Raw genomic sequence first — 16,651 nt, 5'->3', positions numbered from 1 at the left:
GCTCTGTATAGGAGATTGAGGTGGTGAGAACCCACCGGCCCTGATGTGCGTGTCCGCACACTGCGGAACGGGTCTCCGGCGCTTTTCCGCATGGCTTTCCGGGGCTTGATCAGCGGGCCGCCAGGTGGTCGCGGGCACTCGCGGCGCCCGCCTCCGGGCTCGGCACGAGGCTCGCGAGCTCGACTCCGACGAGGGTCGGGAGGGTCTGCGCGTACGAGACGACGAGCGGTTCGAACGGGTCCGGGGCGCGCGCGTAGGCGGGCACGAAGCCGCGGGCCCGGCGGTCGAAAGACAGGGCCGTATCCGGCGCGATCCAGGCCGCCCAGACCGCCTCCGGTACCGGCGGGGCGCGCCGGCGCGCCGGGATGACGATGATCTCCTGGCCCGCGTAGGCAAGCGCCTCGGGCCGGCTCACCTCGCCGACCGGCACGCCCTTGGTGATGAGCGCGGCCCAGAACGCGTTCTGGCCGCCGTCCGAATAGGTGGTGCGCACGGCCGCGGCCCCGTCCTCGACGAGCGCCGCGATGCGCGCCTCCTCGGCGGCGCGGCGCGTCGCGACCGCCGTTTCCCTGGCCGGGTCCTTCGAAGGCGCGAACACGTATCGACCGGCCGTGACGCCGACCTGAAGCTCCTCCCCGGTCGCCTCGAAGCGGTCCGAGCCCTCCTTGAGTTCGCGCCAGAAGGCGATGTTCGGGTCGGTGCGGTGCCGGGCCATGTTCGCGGCACTCATGCGGAACGGGTAGGATTGGAACTGGAAGGCCGCCTGGCCGCCTCGGAAGGCCTCTCTGGCGATCGCGTAGATCTCAGCCACGGTCTGGTCCGTCATGGCGAAGCAGCCCATCGAGGAGCAGACTCCGTGCACCATCACGGCCGAGCCGGTGCCGCCGTGGGCGCGGTCGTAGGCGTTCGGGTAGCCGACGTCGAAGGAGAGATAGTAGCGCGAGTTCGGGTTCATCTGGCTCTTCGGCACCGTGTAGAACCCTTCCGGCGTCTGCCGGTCGCCCGTCTTGCGCTTGGGCCCGAGCTGGCCCGACCAGCGGCAGATCGGGAAGGACTTCACGAGGACGAAGCGGCCGGCCGGCCCCTTCTTCCAGACCTCGATCTCGGATTCCTTCTTGTAGGCCCGGAACAGGACCGGCGCGGCGGCGCTGGTGCCCTTGGCGGCCATCAGCGCGAGCGTCGCGGGCGGAATCGGCGCCTCGGCCTTGGCGTTCTGTGCCTGCGCGGCGCCGGCCGCGAGAACGAGCGCGAGGCCGGCGAGCCACGATCGCATTGCCGAGAAGCGAAGATGCATGGGCAGCCCGGAGAGACGGCCGAGCTTGTAGCAGCTGCGCCGGAGTCGCGCGAGATGCGGACGCGCTGCGACGCTGGCGCGCCAATGCGGCGGCGTTGAGGCCGGCGCGGGCGTCAGGCCGGCACCGCCTCCGCCTGGGCCGGCACCACCGTGTTGCGCTCGACCGCCGCCACCGCGTCGAAGGGCGGCAGCTCGCGAAGATCGGCCGCGTCCGGCAGGCAGACGATCAGACCCCGTCCCGCCCGTGCCGCGCGCAGGCGGGCCAGCCGCTCACGAAAATCGCCGGGCTTGCGCTCGTCGAGAAGGATCGCGACGACGAGGATATCGGGGCGGCGCACGAGGCATCGCGCGAGATCGACCGCGACGCGCTCGCGTGGGCCGATCGCGCCGTCGCCGAGGCTCGCGCCGCCGCCGGCCAAGCCGGGCTCAACGCGGCTGTCGAGGCCGAGCCTGTAGACGGACTGCTCGAGCCCCTGCTCGGACAGGACCCGCCGCACGAGGGCGCGCACCCGCGTCTCGGCGCCGGCCTCGCCGTAGGCGATACGCCCGAACAGCAGGTTCTCCTCCAGGCTCGCCGCCGCGTTGAGGCGGGACGGATCGTAGAACTCGACCTTGCTGCGCAGATGCGGCGGCAGCATCCGCGAGAAGGAATGGCGGGCGCTCACCAGACGATCCTCGAAGGCCGCGTCGATGAGCCCGAACCGGTGCCGGCTCTCGCTGTAGCGCAGCGACAGCCCGATCAGGCGCTCGCGGTCGCGCTGCCCGGCCGGGCCGCGGCGCCAGCCGCTCGCCTCGGTCTGGCGCGCCACGAGGTCCTCGAAATAGCCGCGGTCCGCCGCCGGGAAGAGCGAGAACGCGTCGAACAGCGGATGGTCGTTCGGCAGGTCGGCGAAGATCTCGACCGTGCTGCGCGCCACCTGGAGGCCGATCTCGGCGAGCGGACGGGTCAGGTCCTCCGCCTCGAGCACCGCGCGGAGATACGGGTGCCGGGCGAGGTTGGCGTCCGAGAAGGCGGTCCCCACGGGCTCGCCGAACAGGATGTTCTTGCCGACCGTCGCCTGATGGTTGTAGCGCGCCGGATCGAAGGGCTCGACGAGGCGTGCGGCCTGATCGGCGTCGAGCGACTCGCGCACGGCGCGGCGGGCCGCGACGATGGCGCGCGCGAGATCCGGCTCCGTGCGCGGATTGACCCGCCCGACGAGGCCGCGCGCGTACACGACGGCGTCGAGTCCCGTCAGGCGCAGGATCTCGACGAGTTCCGGCTCGTCCGGGCAGGCCGCCGGATCCGAGCCGTAGAGGACGTTCTGGCGCAGAGACCCCTCCATCAGGATCGCCTCGCCGGCCGCGAAGGCGATGCGGCGGGCGCGCTCGGCCGGGTCGAAGGAGCGCAGGTCGTGTCCCGCGAAGGTGACGGCGCCGGCGGTCGGCTCCACCTGTCCGGCCAGCACCGCGGCGAGCACCCGCGCGCCGCTGCCGCGCCCGCCCGTCACGGCGAGATGGCCGGGCATCGGGACCTGCAGGTCGACGCCCAGCAGCCGCTCGCCGGTCGCCGGATCGTAGGCGCCGACGCCGTCCGCCACGAGATCGCCGCCGCTCGGGATCGGGGTGTCCTGCGCCGCGTTGCGCGGGCGACGGCTCTCGAGCCCGCGCAGAACCCGCGCGATCTCGCCGAAAACCGGCCGCACATCCTCGCGGATGAACCAGAAGCGCAGGCTCACCGCGATGAGCAGGGCCGCGATGGCGAAGGCGCCAACGGCCGCCGCGAGGGCGCCGGGCGTGACGGCGACGGCCGGCGCCGCGGACGGGTCGGGCGAGCCGCGCCACAGCGCGCTGCCGAGGCCGAGCGCGGGCAGCACCACGGCGAGAGCCAGCGCGGGCGCCCGCGCGTAGGCCAATCGCTTCTCCGCCCGCGCGAAGGCACCGCGGCTGGCGAGCGCCTTGCCGCGCAGGCGCGCGCGCTCGTGGGCTACCGCGCCGTGGACGCGCACGGCCGGCATGCGGCGGACGAGATCGACCAGGATGCGCTCCGCATTCGCGCTCTCGCGCCGCCGAAGGGCGGTGCGGTCGCGGCTTCGGCGCAGGATGAGGGCGCGGCCGAGGCCGGCCGCCAGGAGGCCGACGGTGGCTGCCGGAACCAGGCGCGGCGCCGCGAGCGCCGCCATCAGGAGCGCGAGGAGCGTCGCGCCGAGTGCCATTGCGGGCACGAGCAGGCCCAGCGAGAGCAGCCCGTCGATGCGGGAGAGGGCGTCCCCGACGAGATGGGCGAGGCCCCGCACCTCGTCGCGGGCGCCCGGCGGCGCCCGCAGGATCGCGCCGCTGGCGATCTCCCGCAGCGCGGCGGCGGCGCGCGCCTGCGCGGAGAAGCACAGGCTCGCCACCGCCCAGCCGAGGCCTGCAAGACCGACCGCGATTCCCGCGAGCGCCAGGAATCCCGCGAGCTCCAGGGTGAGCGGCGCGAGGCTCCAGCCCGAGGCCACGACGAGATCAGCCCGCTCGCCCGGCAGGGGCAGCACGATGCGCAGGAACGGCAGCGCCGCCGCCTCGCTCCGGGCGAGAACCGCGACGAGGTCGCGCAGACAAAGGAGCGCCAGGAAGCAGAGCGGCCCCCCGATGCCCAGCGCCAGCGCGATCGCGGCCGCGTGCCGGCCCGGTGCGGAGCGCCAGGCGAAGAGCATCGGGTCACGTTCCATCATCGCCCCTGCCGCCGCGGCCTTCGCCCGGCCGAGCTTCGCGCTGCCGCATGGGCACGGGGCTTAGAGGATCGGGCCGGCCGCGCAAAGCGCGCCGCCGCACCTCGGTGACGCGGATGTGATCAGCGCGCGGGCCGTGGCTGCCGGCGCGCCGCGCGCTATCTCGTCCGGGCCGCGCGGTGCCCAGGCCGTTCGCGGCGAGGGTCGGCGACGTCGCATTGATTTATGATGTCGACCGCTCGTGATCAGCTTGGGCATAGATTTCGGCGACGCGGCTCCTGCGTCCAGATTGGGTGAAGCCGGCTTGCGGTCCTGCAATTCCGTACCTGATCACCTTCGAGCGGCGGGAGCCGGCTGATGGCGCAGCTCTTCTCGCCCGGCGCCGACGCGATCTACCGGCTCTCGCTCCTGACCGCGCTCGCCTGTCTCGCCGGCATTCCGGTCGTCGCGGCCGGAATCATGCGCTCCGACTACGTCACCGGCGTCGGCATCGCCCCGGCCCAGCCCGTCCCGTTCAGCCACAAGCACCATGCGGGCGAGCTCGGCGTGGATTGCCGGTACTGCCACACCACGGTCGAGACGCAGGCCACCGCCGGCATCCCGCCGACCCATACCTGCATGACCTGCCACTCGCAGATCTGGACGGGTGCCGACATGCTGAAGCCCGTGCGCGAGAGCTACGCCCGGGACACGCCGCTGCAATGGGTGCGCCTGAACCGGCTGCCGCAATACGTCTATTACAACCATTCCGTGCACGTGACGAAGGGCATCGGTTGCTCGACCTGCCACGGCGACGTCACCGCCATGCAGATGACCTACCGGGCCAACGCCTTCGAGATGCGCTTCTGCCTCGATTGCCACCGCAACCCCGAGAAGTATGTGCGGTCCCCCGATCAGGTCTGGAACATGACTTGGAGCCCGCCTCCGAATCAGGCGACGCTCGGGCCGAAGCTCGTGGTTGAGAACCACATCCGGGGTGGCGAGCGCCTCGCCGAATGCTCCGTGTGCCACCGCTGATGGCCGGGGCATCCGATATCGGCGCCCTGCGCGCCCGCCTCGCCGGCGGCGACGGTCCGGCCTTCTGGCGCAGCCTCGAGGCGGCGGCCGACACGCCGGAATTCCGCGCCTATCTCGAGGCCGAGTTCCCGGCCACGGCCCGGCTCGCCGCGGCGCCCGAGCGGCGCGGCTTCCTCAAACTCATGGCGGCCTCCTTCGCGCTCGCCGGCCTCTCGGCCTGCGACGGCTTCGACGGGCGGAGCCGCGAGCTGCCCTACGTCAACCAGCCCGAGCGGATCGTCCCGGGCGCAGCGCTGACTTACGCGTCCTGCGCCCTGTTCGACGGCTTCGCCAACGGTGTCTTCGTCACCACCCGCAACGGGCGGCCTCTCAAGATCGAGGGCAACCCTGAGCATCCGTGGACGCGCGGCGGCACCGACGTGATGGCGCAGGCCTCGGTGCTCGGGCTCTACGACCCGTTTCGCTCGCAGGCCGTCCAGCATCTCGGCCGGCCGAGTTCGTGGAGCGCCTTCCGGGGTGCGATGACCGGGCCGCTGGCGACCTGGCAGGACAATGGCGGGGCGGGCGTCGCGATCCTCACCGGCGCGGTCACGTCGCCGTCGATGGCGGCCGAGTTCGAGCGGATGCGGAAAGCCTATCCGGCCCTGCGCTGGTTCGCCTCGGCGGGCGTCTCCCGAGAGAGCCTGTACGAGGGCGCTCGCCAGGCCTATGGCCGCCCGCTCGAGACGCAGTTCCGCTTCGACAGGGCGCGGGCGATCGTCTCGCTCGACGGCGATTTCCTCGATGCCGGACCCGGTCAGGTCGGCCTGTCGCGGCGGTGGATCGAGGCCCGGCGCGCATCCCATGCGGTCGGCAGCCTGCTGACGATGCACTCCGCGGCGCCGACGCCGAGCCTGACCAGCGCCAAGGCCGACCACGCGGTCGCGGCGGGCAGCCGTCAGGTCGCGCAATTCGCCCGCGATCTCCTGAGCCTGACCGAGGGCGGCTCGGCTCAGGAAGCGGATGGTCCCCTCGGAGCATGGCTGACGGGCGCCTTCGAGGCGCTGAAGGCGGCGCGCGGCGCCGGCATCGTCACGGCGGGCCTCGCGCAGCCCGCGGAGGTACACGCCCTCGTTCACCGCCTGAACGGGGCCCTCGGCAATACGGGTGCCACCCTCGTCCACACGGCGCCGGTGCCGCTTCTCGGTTCGGAGACGGTCGCGGCGCTTGCCGAGGCGATGGCGAGCGGTGCGGTGCAGGTCCTCGTGGTCCTGGGGGCGAACCCCGTCTACGAGGCGCCGGCCGCCCTCGACTTCGCCGGGCGCCTGGAGCGGGTGCCGCTCAAGATCCACGCGGGCCTCTACGTCGACGAGACCGCGGCCTATGCGGACTGGCACCTGCCGCTCGCCCATCCCCTCGAATCCTGGGGCGACGCCCGCGCGCTCGACGGCACGGTCGGGCTGATCCAGCCGACCGTCGCGCCGCTCTATGGCGGCCTCTCCCCCCACGAGATGCTGACCCTCTTCGACCGCGGCGAGCCCGCTGTGGGCCGGGCGCTGCTCCGCGACCACTGGCGCGCGGCCAGCGAGGACGAGGCCGCCTTCGACGCCCGCTTCGAGGAGGCCCTGCGCCTCGGCTTCCTCCGCGACACGGCGCTCCCCGTCGAGAGCGCCACGCTCACGCAGTCCGTCGCCGCGCCGACCGCGCCCGCCCCCGGCGGCGACGCGATCGAGGTCGTGTTTAGGCCCGATCCGACGATCTGGGACGGCAGCGTCGCAAATCTCGCCTGGCTGCAGGAACTGCCCAAGCCCCTCACCAAGGTCGTGTGGGAGAACCTCGTGTCGCTGAGCCCGCGTCTGGCCGAGCGCCTCGGCATCGCGCCGGGCGACATCGTGCGCGTGGAGGCGGAGGGACGCGCCGTCGAGGGACCGGCCTGGATCGTGCCGGGGCAGGCCGCGACGACCGTCACGCTAACCCTCGGCTACGGCCGCAACGTGCCAGACCATCTCGCGAACGGGCTCGGCTACGCCGCCAACCTCCTGCGCCCGGACGGCGCCCCGGTTCTGCCGGAGGCCAGGATCGTGAAGACCGGCCGCCGCCGCATGCCCGCGACCACGCAGGATCTCGGCACGATGCAGGGCCACGACTTCGTCCGGGTCCAGCCCCTCGGCGCGGCGCCGGTCGGCGAGAGTGACAGCCTCCGCCTCGCCTCCTTCTACCGGGCGCCCGAGGCCGCCGCTCCGGGCCGCGAGCGCGCCTGGGGCATGGTGATCGACCTCGACGCCTGCATCGGCTGCAACGCCTGCGTCACGGCCTGCCAGGCCGAGAACAACATCCCGGTGGTCGGCCGGGACGAGGTGGCGCTCGGGCGCTGGATGGGCTGGATCCGGGTCGACCGCTACTATGCGGGCGGCCTCGACGAGCCGCGGACGCATTTCCAGCCCGTGCCCTGCATGCATTGCGAGCAGGCGCCCTGCGAGGTCGGCTGCCCCGTCGAGGCGACGCTCCACGACAGCGAGGGCCTCAACCTGCAGGTCTATAACCGCTGCGTCGGGACGCGCACCTGCCAGAGCTACTGCCCCTACAAGGTCCGGCGCTTCAACTTCCTCGACTATACGGGCGAGATGGCGCCCGTGGAGCAGCAGCAGCGCAACCCAGAGGTGACGGTGCGGGCCCGCGGCGTCATGGAGAAATGCACGTATTGCGTGCAGCGCATCGTGGCGGCCCGGATCGAGTCCGCCAAGGACGCGCACGCGCCGATCCCCGACGGCGCGGTCGAGACCGCCTGCCAGAATGCCTGCCCGACCCGGGCGATCGTCTTCGGCGACCTCTCGGACGCGGGAAGCCAGGTCTCCGCCGCCCGCAGGGACCCGCGCCACTACGCGCTGCTCGGCGAGCTGAATACGCGGCCCCGCACCACCTATCTCGCGAGCCTCGCGCCCGCCGACGGTGGAGGTTGAGGCGTGGCGGGCGCGACCCTCGACCGCGGGCCGGACGCGGCCCTCATCGCTCCGGAGGAGACCCTCGGCGGGATCGGCCGCGCGGTGACCGCCATCCCGCTGCGCCACCCGATGAACCGGCGCTGGTGGATCGCCTTCGCCGGGGCGCTCTCGCTGCTCGTCCTATTCGCGGCGGCGATCGGCTGGCTCCTCATCAACGGGGTCGGAATCTGGGGCAACAACAACGCCGTCGTCTGGGCGCTCGACATCGCCTCCTACGATTGGTGGATCGGCATCGCCTCGGGCAGCCTCCTGGTCTCGGCGGCGCTGCTCCTCATCGGCGCCGAGTGGCGCAGCGCCGTCAACCGCGTCGCCGAGACGAGCGCCCTCCTCTGCACCGTGGCGGCGGGGCTCTACCCGATCCTGCATCTCGGGCGGCCGTGGTTCTTCTACTGGAACCTGCCCTACCCGAACACGCTGGCGCTGTGGCCGCAATTCCGCTCGCCGCTCGTCTGGGACGCGGTCGACATCGTGTCGTTCCTCGTCGTCTGCGTGAGCTTCTGGTACATCGGCCTCCTGCCCGACCTCGCGGCCCTGCGCGACCGCGCCTACGAGGCGGCGCTCGCGCTCGAGACGGAGCGGGGCCGGGGCCGGCGGCTCGCGCTCCTGAAGGCGCAGCTCTACGGCATCCTGGCGGCGGGATGGCGCGGCTCGGCTGCCCATTGGCAGCTCTGGGCGCAGGCCTACCGCACCATCGGGCTTCTCGGCCTGCTGCTCGTGGTCTCCCTGCAGACGGGCGCCTCGGTGATGCTGGCGGGCTCGGTGATGCCGGGCTGGCATGACACCATCATGCCGGTCACCTTCCTGGTGAACGCGGTGCTCTCCGGCGTCGGCCTGACGGCGGCGCTGACGGTCCTGATCCGCTCGGTCTACGGGCTCGGCGCGCTCATCACCGCGCGCCACCTCGCGATTCTGGCCCGGCTGCTTCTCTGCCTCGGGCTCGCGAGCCTCTACTGCTACGCCGCCGAGTTCTTCTCGACCGCGCTGCACGGCGACGCCTACGAGCGGGCCGCCCTGGTCCGCCGGGTGACCGGCGCCCATGCCTGGGCCTTCTGGGCGATCGTCGCCTGCCTGCTGCTGCCGGTCCAGGTCTTCTGGCTCGCCGCCGCGCGGCGCTCGCCGCTCATCATCGCGGGCGTGGGGATCCTCACGGCGGTCGGTGCCTATGCCGACCATTTCATGGTTCTGGTCGTCACGCTGCAGCAGGACTTCCTGCCCTCCTCGCGCCTGCCCTACGCGGTGAGCCTCTGGGGCGTCGCGACCTTCGTCGGCTCGATCGGCCTGTTCCTGACGCTGTTCCTCTTGGCGCTGCGCTACTTGCCGCTGGTCTCGATCACGGAAACGCGCCGCCTCGCCCTCGCGCGGGCCTCCGGAGCGGCGGAATCCCCGGCCGACAGGCACGCGGCCGCGCCCGACGAAGATCCGCGCGACGCCCCGTTCTGGGGTATCAGCGCCGAGTTCGGCTCGGAGGAGGCTCTCGCGGCGGCGGCGCGCGCCGTCGGCGGGCTGCAATCCGAGCATGTCCATATCGATGCGCATGCGCCGGTGCCGATCCCGGGCGTGCTGAAACCGCTGCGCATCCGCGACCGGATGATCCGCCCCTACGCGATTCTCGGCGCGGCCCTGGGCGGTGCCGGCTTCATCGCCCTATGCATCTACGCCACGGCCTACGACTATGCGTTCCTGATCGGCGGGCGGCCGCGCTTTTCCTGGCCCTCCTTCGCCGTGCCGAGCGTGTCCGTCGCGATGATGAGCGGGACGCTGGCCGTTCACCTCGCCCTCCTCGTGCTCAACCGCCTGCCGCGGCTCAATCACCCGGCCTTCAACATCCCCGGCTTCACCCGTGCGACGCAGGACCGCTTCTTCCTGTCGGTCGAGGCGCGGGGCGACCGCTTCGATGCCGACCAGATCGAGGAGATCCTCGCGAGCCTGCCCGCCGATGCGGGACGCCCCCTCGCCATCCGGCGGATCGGCCGATGATCGCCGCGCGGACCCTCGCTCTGATCGGCTTCCTGAGCCTCGGCGCCTGCGGCGAGGCGAACATGACCGAGCAGGACCGCGCCGACACCTGGGACAGGAACGAGTTCTTCGGCCGCGACATGACGATGCGCCAGCCGGTGCCCGGCACCGTGCCGCGGGTCGACCCCGCCAGACCGGTGCTGCAGCCCGCAACCGTCACCGAGGCGATGCTCGAGCGCGGCCAGGAGCGCTACGACATCTTCTGCGCGCCCTGCCACGGCCGCACCGGGAACGGCAGGGGCATGATCGTCGAGCGGGGCTTCCCGGCCGCGACCGTGCTGACCTCGGACCGGATGCGCGCTGTCAGGGCGGCCGAGATCGAGCGCGCGATCGCTGAGGGCCACAAGACCATGTTCGGCATGGCCCAGATGATTCCCTCCGCCGACCGCTGGGCCATCGTCGCCTATATCCGCGCGCTCCAGCTCAGCCAGAACGCCGAGGTCGCGAGCCTGCCCGAGCCCGACCGGGCCAAGCTCGAGGCGGTGCGATGAGCGCCGGGCCCGTCCGAGGCGAGGGCCGCCGCGCCCTCCTCGCCGCCGGCGCCGGCGTCGGCCTCCTCCTGCTCTCCGGCCTCGCGCTCGGCTGGCGGGCGGCGATGACGTCCTATCTCGCCGCCTGGCTGGTGCTGCTCGCGCTCCCGGTCGGCGCCCTGCCCCTCGTGGTCCTGCTGCAGCGTTTCGGTGGCGGACGCTGCCCCTTCCTGCTCGCTGGCCTGCGGCGTCTCCTGTCGCTGATGCCTGTCGCCCTCCTCCTCGCGCTGCCGCTGCTCGCCTCCGTCTGGACCCTCTATCCGTGGGCGCAGGGCGCGCAGCCGGCCACGCCCCTCGGCAAGGCCTGGTTCACCCCGGTCTTCTTCGTCGCCCGGCTCATCGCCTACGGCGCCGCGTGGTTCTGGCTCGCGCTCCGCCTCGTCGCGCAAGCCGGGACCGACGACCGGACGGCGATCCTCGGTTGTTTCCTCCACGCCATCGTCGGAACGCTCGCGGCGCAGGACCTCGTCATGTCCCTCGACCATCGGCTCGGATCGAGCCTCGCGGGCCTCCTCCTGATGAGCGCCTGGAGCGGCCTGGCGCTCGCCGCCGCGATCCTGCTCTCTCCCGCCCGCGGCGAGGCCGTCGGCGACGGCGACGCGTCCCTGACGATGCTCGCCGTCCTCACCGCGGCATGGGCGTTCCTGCACTTCCTGCAGGTCTTCATCGTCTGGTCGGCCAATCTTCCCGACGAGGTGCTCTGGTACTTCGCGCGCGGCGGCCTGTTCGGGCGTGCCCTGAGCGTGCTCGGCGGCCTCGTCGCGGTCGGCGCGGCGCTGCTGACGCTGCGTCCCGGCGGCTCGGTCAGGCTCGTCGCGGGCGCCGCCGTGGCGCTGCACGGCGCCGAGATGTTCTGGTTCGTCACCCCCGCGGCCCGCGACCGTTTCGGCATCGCCTGGACCGACGTGCTCGCCCTCCTGGCGATCGGCTGCCTGAGCGCCGCGCTCTTGCCCATCTCGGCCCGCCTGATGCCGCGGGCGGCAGCGGCCGGCCGCGAGGTCGATGCCGTGAGCGCCCCGACATGAGCGAGGGCAACAGCCGCTCCGCCCTCAAGCTGATCCCGGCAATCCTCGCCGGGCTGCTGCTGCGCCGCAGCGGCGTGCTGCCCGTCCGGACGAGCCCCCCGCCCGAGGCGAGCGAGGCCGGACCCGGCTTCGAGACGCAGGACGTCGACGTCGCCAAGACCGCTTGCGTGATGGCCGGGCTCGCCGCCGCCGCCCTGGTCGCGGTGGCGATCATGGTCTGGCTGATGACGAGCCTCACGGCCAGCCAGCGCCGGGCTCTGCCCGCGCTGACGCCCCAGCAGACCGTGCGGGTGAACCCGCCCGCGCCGAACCTCCAGGCGAATCCCTACGCCGACATCGACCGGCAGCGCGCGGCGCAATCCAGGCGGCTCGACGCGTACGGCTTCACCGACCCGAGCCGGCAGCGCGCCCGCATCCCGATCGAGCGCGCCATGACGCTGACGGTCGGCCGCCCGCTGGATCCCTGACCCGATGTCGCCGAAGCAATCTCCCCTCGATCTCTGGCCGGCCTCCGCCTCCGCGCACGCGGTCCAGGCCGATTACCTGATCCTCGCCTTCACGGTGCTCACGCTCCTCCTCACCGTGCCGGTCTTCCTTGCCATCACGTATTTCGCCATCCGCTACCGGGAGGGGGTCGAGGCGAACCGCGACACCGGCAATGTCCGCTCGAACCTCATCGAGATCAGCTGGATGCTGATCCCCTTCCTGCTGACGCTGATCTTCTTCGCCTGGGGGGCGCGCCTCTTCGTCGACTCGAAGAACCCGCCGCCGGATGCCATGGTGGTCGAGGCGATCGGCCGGCAATGGATGTGGAAGTTCCAGCATCCGACCGGCCAGTCCGAGATCAACGACCTGCACCTGCCGACCGGCCAGCCGATCAAGCTCCGCATCATCAGCCAGGACGTGGTGCACGCCCTCTACCTTCCGGCCCTGCGCATGCAGGTCGCGGCCCTGCCCGACCGCTACACCGAGCTCTGGTTCAAGGCCGACCGGACGGGAACCTACCGCCTCTACTGCTCGGAATATTGCGGCACCGACCACTCGGTCATGGACGGCAACCTCACCCTGATGACGCTGGGCGAGTACCAGGACTGGCTCACGCATGCGGGCGCGCAGATCTCGGCGGTGGCGGCGGGGCGAGCCATCTACAACGCCTATGGCTGCCCCGCCTGCCACGATGCCGGGGTCCACGTGAAGGCGCCGAAGCTCGCCGGTCTCTACGGCACTCAGGTGAAGCTCGCCGACGGCCGCACGGTCACGGCCGACGACGGCTATCTCCGCGACAAGATCCTGAACCCGAACGCCAACCGGCTGGCCGAGGGCTATAAACCCATCATGCCGAGCTTCGCCGGCGTGATCCCGGCCGACGATCTCGGCCGGCTGATCGACTACCTCAAGGCCTACGACCGGACTGCCGACGGGGAGGCGACGCGATGAGCGGCACGAGCGCGATCGATACCGGCCTCGCCCAGCGCGAGCCGCACGTCCCGGAGCCGACCCTCGACCGGCCGGCCGACTATCTCCACGCGGAATCGACGCTCCGCTCGTGGTTCCTCGCCACCGACCACAAGCGGATCGCGATCCTCTATCTCGCCTCGATCACGGCCTTCTTCATCGTCGGGGCGGTGGCCGCGGGCGTGGTACGCCTCGCCCTCGTCGTGCCGAACGGCGCGATCATGACGAACGACACCTACAACAAGGCCTTCACCATCCACGGCGTCGTGATGGTGTGGTTCTTCCTGATCCCGTCGATCCCCGCGACCTTCGGTAACTTCCTGATCCCGCTGATGATCGGGGCGAAGGACCTCGCCTTCCCCAAGCTCAACCTGACGAGCTGGTACATCTTCATCGGCGGCGCGCTCTTCACCATGGTGTCGGTCGTGCTCGGCGGCGTCGACACGGGCTGGACCTTCTACGTGCCCCTCTCCACCGCCTTCTCGAACACCTGGGTTCTGCCCGCGCTGATCGGCGTCACGATCGTCGGCTTCTCCTCGATCCTCACTGGGCTCAACTTCGTGGTGACCATCCACACCATGCGGGCTCCCGGCATGACGTGGTTCAAGCTGCCGATCTTCGTCTGGGCGCACTACGCGACGAGCCTGATCTTCCTGCTCGCCACGCCCGTCATCACCACGGCCCTGATCCTGCTCATCATGGAGCGGGCCTTCCACATCGGGGTGTTCGATCCGGCCTATGGCGGCGACCCAGTGCTGTTCCAGCACCTGTTCTGGTTCTACTCGCATCCGGCCGTCTACATCATGGTGCTGCCCGGGATGGGGGTGATCTCCGAGATCGTACCGGCCTTCGCCCAGAAGAAGCTCTTCGGCTACCGCTTCGTCGCCTACGCGTCGATCGGGCTCGCCTCGGTCACCTTCTTCGTCTGGGGGCACCACATGTTCGTGAACGGTCAGAGCGAGCTCGCCTCGCTCGCCTTCTCGGTGCTCTCCTTCGCGGTGGCCGTGCCCTCGGCCGTGAAGGTCTACAACTGGACCGCCACGATCCATAAGGGCGCCGTCCGGCTCGACACGCCGATGCTCTACGCGATGGGCTATATCGGCCTGTTCGTGCTCGGCGGCCTCACCGGGCTCTACCTCGCGACGCTCGCCATCAATCAGCACATCCACGCCACCTACTTCGTGGTGGCGCATTTCCACTACATCATGGTCGGTGGCACGGTGCTGGCGTTCCTCGGCGGCCTGCACTTCTGGTGGCCGAAATTCACGGGGCGGATGTACAACGAGGCCTGGGGGCGGATCTCGGCGCTGTTCATCTTCATCGGCTTCAACGTCACCTTCTTCCCGCAATTCATCCTCGGCTATCTCGGGATGCCGCGGCGCTACGCGACCTATCCGCCCGAGTTCCAGCTCCTCAACGTGCTCTCCTCCGCGGGCGCCACGATCCTGGCGGCGGGCTACATCTTCCCGATGCTCTACCTCGTCTATTCCCTGTGGTTCGGGCGGCGCGCGCCCGCGAACCCCTGGGATGCCAAGGGGCTCGAGTGGGAGACGAGCTCGCCGCCGCCCACCCACAACTTCATCGGCCAGCCCGCCGTGCCGCGCGTGCCGTACGATTATCCCATCCAGGAACGCGAGACCGGGAGCCATCACGCGTGAGCCTCACGGCGGAACCGCAGCCTGTCGGCGTCGAGCGCGTCGAGCATTTCGCGAGCGTCGAGCAGCAGCGCCACGCCGCGACCCTCGGCATCTGGGCCTGGCTCGTCACGGAACTGCTCCTGTTCTCCGGCCTGTTCCTCGTGGCCCTGATCCTGCGCCTCCAGCACCCCGAGGCGGTGCACGCCGCCGCTCGGCACCTCAAGTTCTGGATCGGCGCGGTCAACACCGTGGTGCTGATTGGCTCGAGCCTCACCATGTCGGCGGCGATCGAGTTCTCCCGCATGGGTTGGCAGCGCGCGATGGTGCGGGCGATGCTCGCGACCGCCGCGCTCGGCAGCCTGTTCCTCGTGCTGAAGGGCTACGAGTACTACGCCGATTTCGAGGAGCACATGATGCCCTTCCTCGCCCGCCGCCCGTTCGAGCTCACCGAGACCCCCGCCGCGCGCCTGTTCGTGAACCTCTACTACGTGGCGACTTCGCTCCACGCGCTGCACCTGTTCACCGGCATCTCGATCCTGCTCGGCATGACCTGGATGGCCACGAAGCCCGGCTTTCTCGGACGACACCAGAACTGGATCGAGGTCTACGGCCTCTACTGGCACTTCATCGACCTGATCTGGATCCTGGCCTTCCCGATCCTCTACGTGGTCAACCGGTAGGACGGCATGCGCTCGCCCCTCGCGTCCCTCTCCGCCGACGACCGTGCCCTCCTCCGGCGCCGCCTGCGCACGCCGCTCATCACCTTCGCGGCGCTCCTGGCTCTGCTCGCCGTCAACGTGACGCTCGGGGCCACCCTGCCCTTCCGCCATGTCTGGATCGTCGAGCTCCTCGTCGTCACCGCCATGGTGGCGATCATCCTGCTGGTCTCGATGGAAGTGCGCCGCGAGCCGCCGCTGATCCGGCTCTTCGCCTGCCTGGGCTTCTTCTGGGTGGCGATCCTGTTCGGCATGACGCTGACCGACTATCTCGGCCGCTGAGCGCCGGCCCGGCCATTGTTCCGCACCGCCAAGGCTTCTAAAGCTCGCCCAGGCTGCGCGGATGCAGCGGCGCGAACCGGGGCCCCAACGAGAACCCATGTGCGAATTGCTCGGCATGAGCGCGAACGTACCCACCGACATCCGTTTCTCCTTCGCGGCGCTCGCGCGGCGGGGCGGCGAGACCGGGCCGCACGTGGATGGCTGGGGCATCACCTTCTACGAGGGCCGGGGCTGCCGCAGCTTTCACGATCCGGAGCCGAGCGCGCGCTCGGAACTGGCCAAGCTGCTGCGCAACTACCCCATCAAGAGCCGGATCGTGATCGCGCATGTGCGCAAGGCCAATCGCGGACGCGTCTCGCTCGAGAACACCCATCCCTTCACCCGCGAATTGTGGGGCCGCCGCTGGACCTTCGCGCATAACGGGCAGCTCAAAGGCGTGAAGAAGCTGCCGCTCTCGGGTTTCCAGCCGGTCGGCTCCACCGACAGCGAGCACGCCTTCTGCTGGTTGATGGGGCGGCTCCAGGCCCGCTGGACGAAACTGCCGCGGCCCGCGGCGCTCGACCGGGCGGTGGCCGACCTCTCGGCCGAGCTGAACGGGCTCGGCGTGTTCAACATGCTCCTGTCCGACAGCCGCACCCTCTACGCCCATTGCGGCAAGCGGCTGTGCTATCTCACGCGCTGCGCGCCGTTCGGCACCGCGACGCTCATCGACGAGGATTGGCGGGTCGACTTCGCCCAGGAGACGACCGAGCGCGACATCGTGACCGTCATCGCGACGCAGGCGCTCACCCGCGACGAGCAATGGACCGACGTGGCGCGCGGCGACGTTCTGGTGCTGCGCGACGGCGGCATACGCCTCCTCAAGCCCGGCAGCGGGCCGGCCCGTACGGTCGCGGCCCCCGTCGGCGCCCCCCGCGCCTGTTGATCCCCGGCCGGCGGCCGGCCCCGACGACCTCCCGAAGGATGCGCGCCGGGACGCGATGCGCTACAAAGCCCTGAACTCCACGC

At 71.2% G+C, this 16,651-nt stretch carries 13 protein-coding genes; 11 read left to right on the top strand and 2 right to left on the bottom strand.

Going from position 1 to position 16,651, the window contains the following annotated elements; genetic code table 11:
- Nucleotides 1-109 precede the first annotated feature (109 nt).
- A complete protein-coding gene (locus WDW90_RS06930) occupies nucleotides 110-1,294 on the bottom strand; it encodes a L,D-transpeptidase family protein (RefSeq protein WP_336486600.1) in 1,185 nt (394 codons plus the stop codon).
- 113 nt (nucleotides 1,295-1,407) lie between these two features.
- Complete coding sequence (locus WDW90_RS06925; RefSeq protein WP_336486627.1) at nucleotides 1,408-3,984, bottom strand: ABC transporter ATP-binding protein; 2,577 nt, start codon at nucleotides 3,982-3,984, stop codon at nucleotides 1,408-1,410.
- Between the two features lie 357 nt (nucleotides 3,985-4,341).
- On the opposite strand from WDW90_RS06925, the gene WDW90_RS06920 reads away from it, so the two are divergent.
- The 11 genes from WDW90_RS06920 (at nucleotide 4,342) to WDW90_RS06870 (ending at nucleotide 16,568) form a co-directional block, all read left to right on the top strand.
- Entirely contained in the window at nucleotides 4,342-5,001 is a 660-nt protein-coding gene (locus tag WDW90_RS06920; RefSeq protein ID WP_336486599.1) for a cytochrome c3 family protein, read from the top strand.
- A complete protein-coding gene (locus tag WDW90_RS06915; RefSeq protein WP_336486598.1) occupies nucleotides 5,001-7,940 on the top strand; it encodes a TAT-variant-translocated molybdopterin oxidoreductase in 2,940 nt (979 codons plus the stop codon). Before WDW90_RS06920 ends, WDW90_RS06915 begins: the two co-directional genes overlap by 1 nt.
- Before the next feature lie 3 nt (nucleotides 7,941-7,943).
- Nucleotides 7,944-9,959, top strand: a complete 2,016-nt coding sequence (locus WDW90_RS06910) for a quinol:electron acceptor oxidoreductase subunit ActD (RefSeq protein ID WP_336486597.1) — start codon at nucleotides 7,944-7,946, stop codon at nucleotides 9,957-9,959.
- Nucleotides 9,956-10,489, top strand: coding sequence for a c-type cytochrome (locus tag WDW90_RS06905; protein ID WP_336486596.1), 534 nt, complete (start codon nucleotides 9,956-9,958; stop codon nucleotides 10,487-10,489). The genes WDW90_RS06910 and WDW90_RS06905 overlap by 4 nt, the downstream gene beginning before the upstream one ends.
- The gene (locus WDW90_RS06900) at nucleotides 10,486-11,553 is read left to right on the top strand and encodes a hypothetical protein (protein ID WP_336486595.1); all 1,068 of its coding nucleotides are present in this window, start codon (nucleotides 10,486-10,488) and stop codon (nucleotides 11,551-11,553) included. The genes WDW90_RS06905 and WDW90_RS06900 overlap by 4 nt, the downstream gene beginning before the upstream one ends.
- Nucleotides 11,550-12,020, top strand: a complete 471-nt coding sequence (locus tag WDW90_RS06895; protein ID WP_336486593.1) for a hypothetical protein — start codon at nucleotides 11,550-11,552, stop codon at nucleotides 12,018-12,020. Before WDW90_RS06900 ends, WDW90_RS06895 begins: the two co-directional genes overlap by 4 nt.
- A gap of 4 nt (nucleotides 12,021-12,024) precedes the next feature.
- A complete protein-coding gene (coxB, locus tag WDW90_RS06890) occupies nucleotides 12,025-12,990 on the top strand; it encodes a cytochrome c oxidase subunit II (RefSeq protein ID WP_336486592.1) in 966 nt (321 codons plus the stop codon).
- The gene (locus WDW90_RS06885) at nucleotides 12,987-14,666 is read left to right on the top strand and encodes a cytochrome c oxidase subunit I (protein WP_336486591.1); all 1,680 of its coding nucleotides are present in this window, start codon (nucleotides 12,987-12,989) and stop codon (nucleotides 14,664-14,666) included. The genes coxB and WDW90_RS06885 overlap by 4 nt, the downstream gene beginning before the upstream one ends.
- A complete protein-coding gene (locus WDW90_RS06880; protein WP_336486589.1) occupies nucleotides 14,663-15,325 on the top strand; it encodes a cytochrome c oxidase subunit 3 in 663 nt (220 codons plus the stop codon). Before WDW90_RS06885 ends, WDW90_RS06880 begins: the two co-directional genes overlap by 4 nt.
- A gap of 6 nt (nucleotides 15,326-15,331) precedes the next feature.
- A complete protein-coding gene (locus WDW90_RS06875; RefSeq protein WP_336486588.1) occupies nucleotides 15,332-15,643 on the top strand; it encodes a cytochrome C oxidase subunit IV family protein in 312 nt (103 codons plus the stop codon).
- A 97-nt stretch (nucleotides 15,644-15,740) separates the two neighbouring features.
- Nucleotides 15,741-16,568 carry a class II glutamine amidotransferase gene (locus tag WDW90_RS06870; RefSeq protein WP_336486587.1) on the top strand — a complete coding sequence of 276 codons (828 nt, stop codon included), beginning with the start codon at nucleotides 15,741-15,743 and terminating at the stop codon, nucleotides 16,566-16,568.
- Nucleotides 16,569-16,651: the final 83 nt, after the last annotated feature.

The sequence above is a fragment of the Methylobacterium nigriterrae genome (assembly GCF_037106235.1).
Classification (GTDB): domain Bacteria; phylum Pseudomonadota; class Alphaproteobacteria; order Rhizobiales; family Beijerinckiaceae; genus Methylobacterium; species Methylobacterium nigriterrae.
The sequence above is the reverse complement of the archived record's forward strand: the minus strand, read 5'-3'. Positions and strand labels throughout refer to the sequence as shown.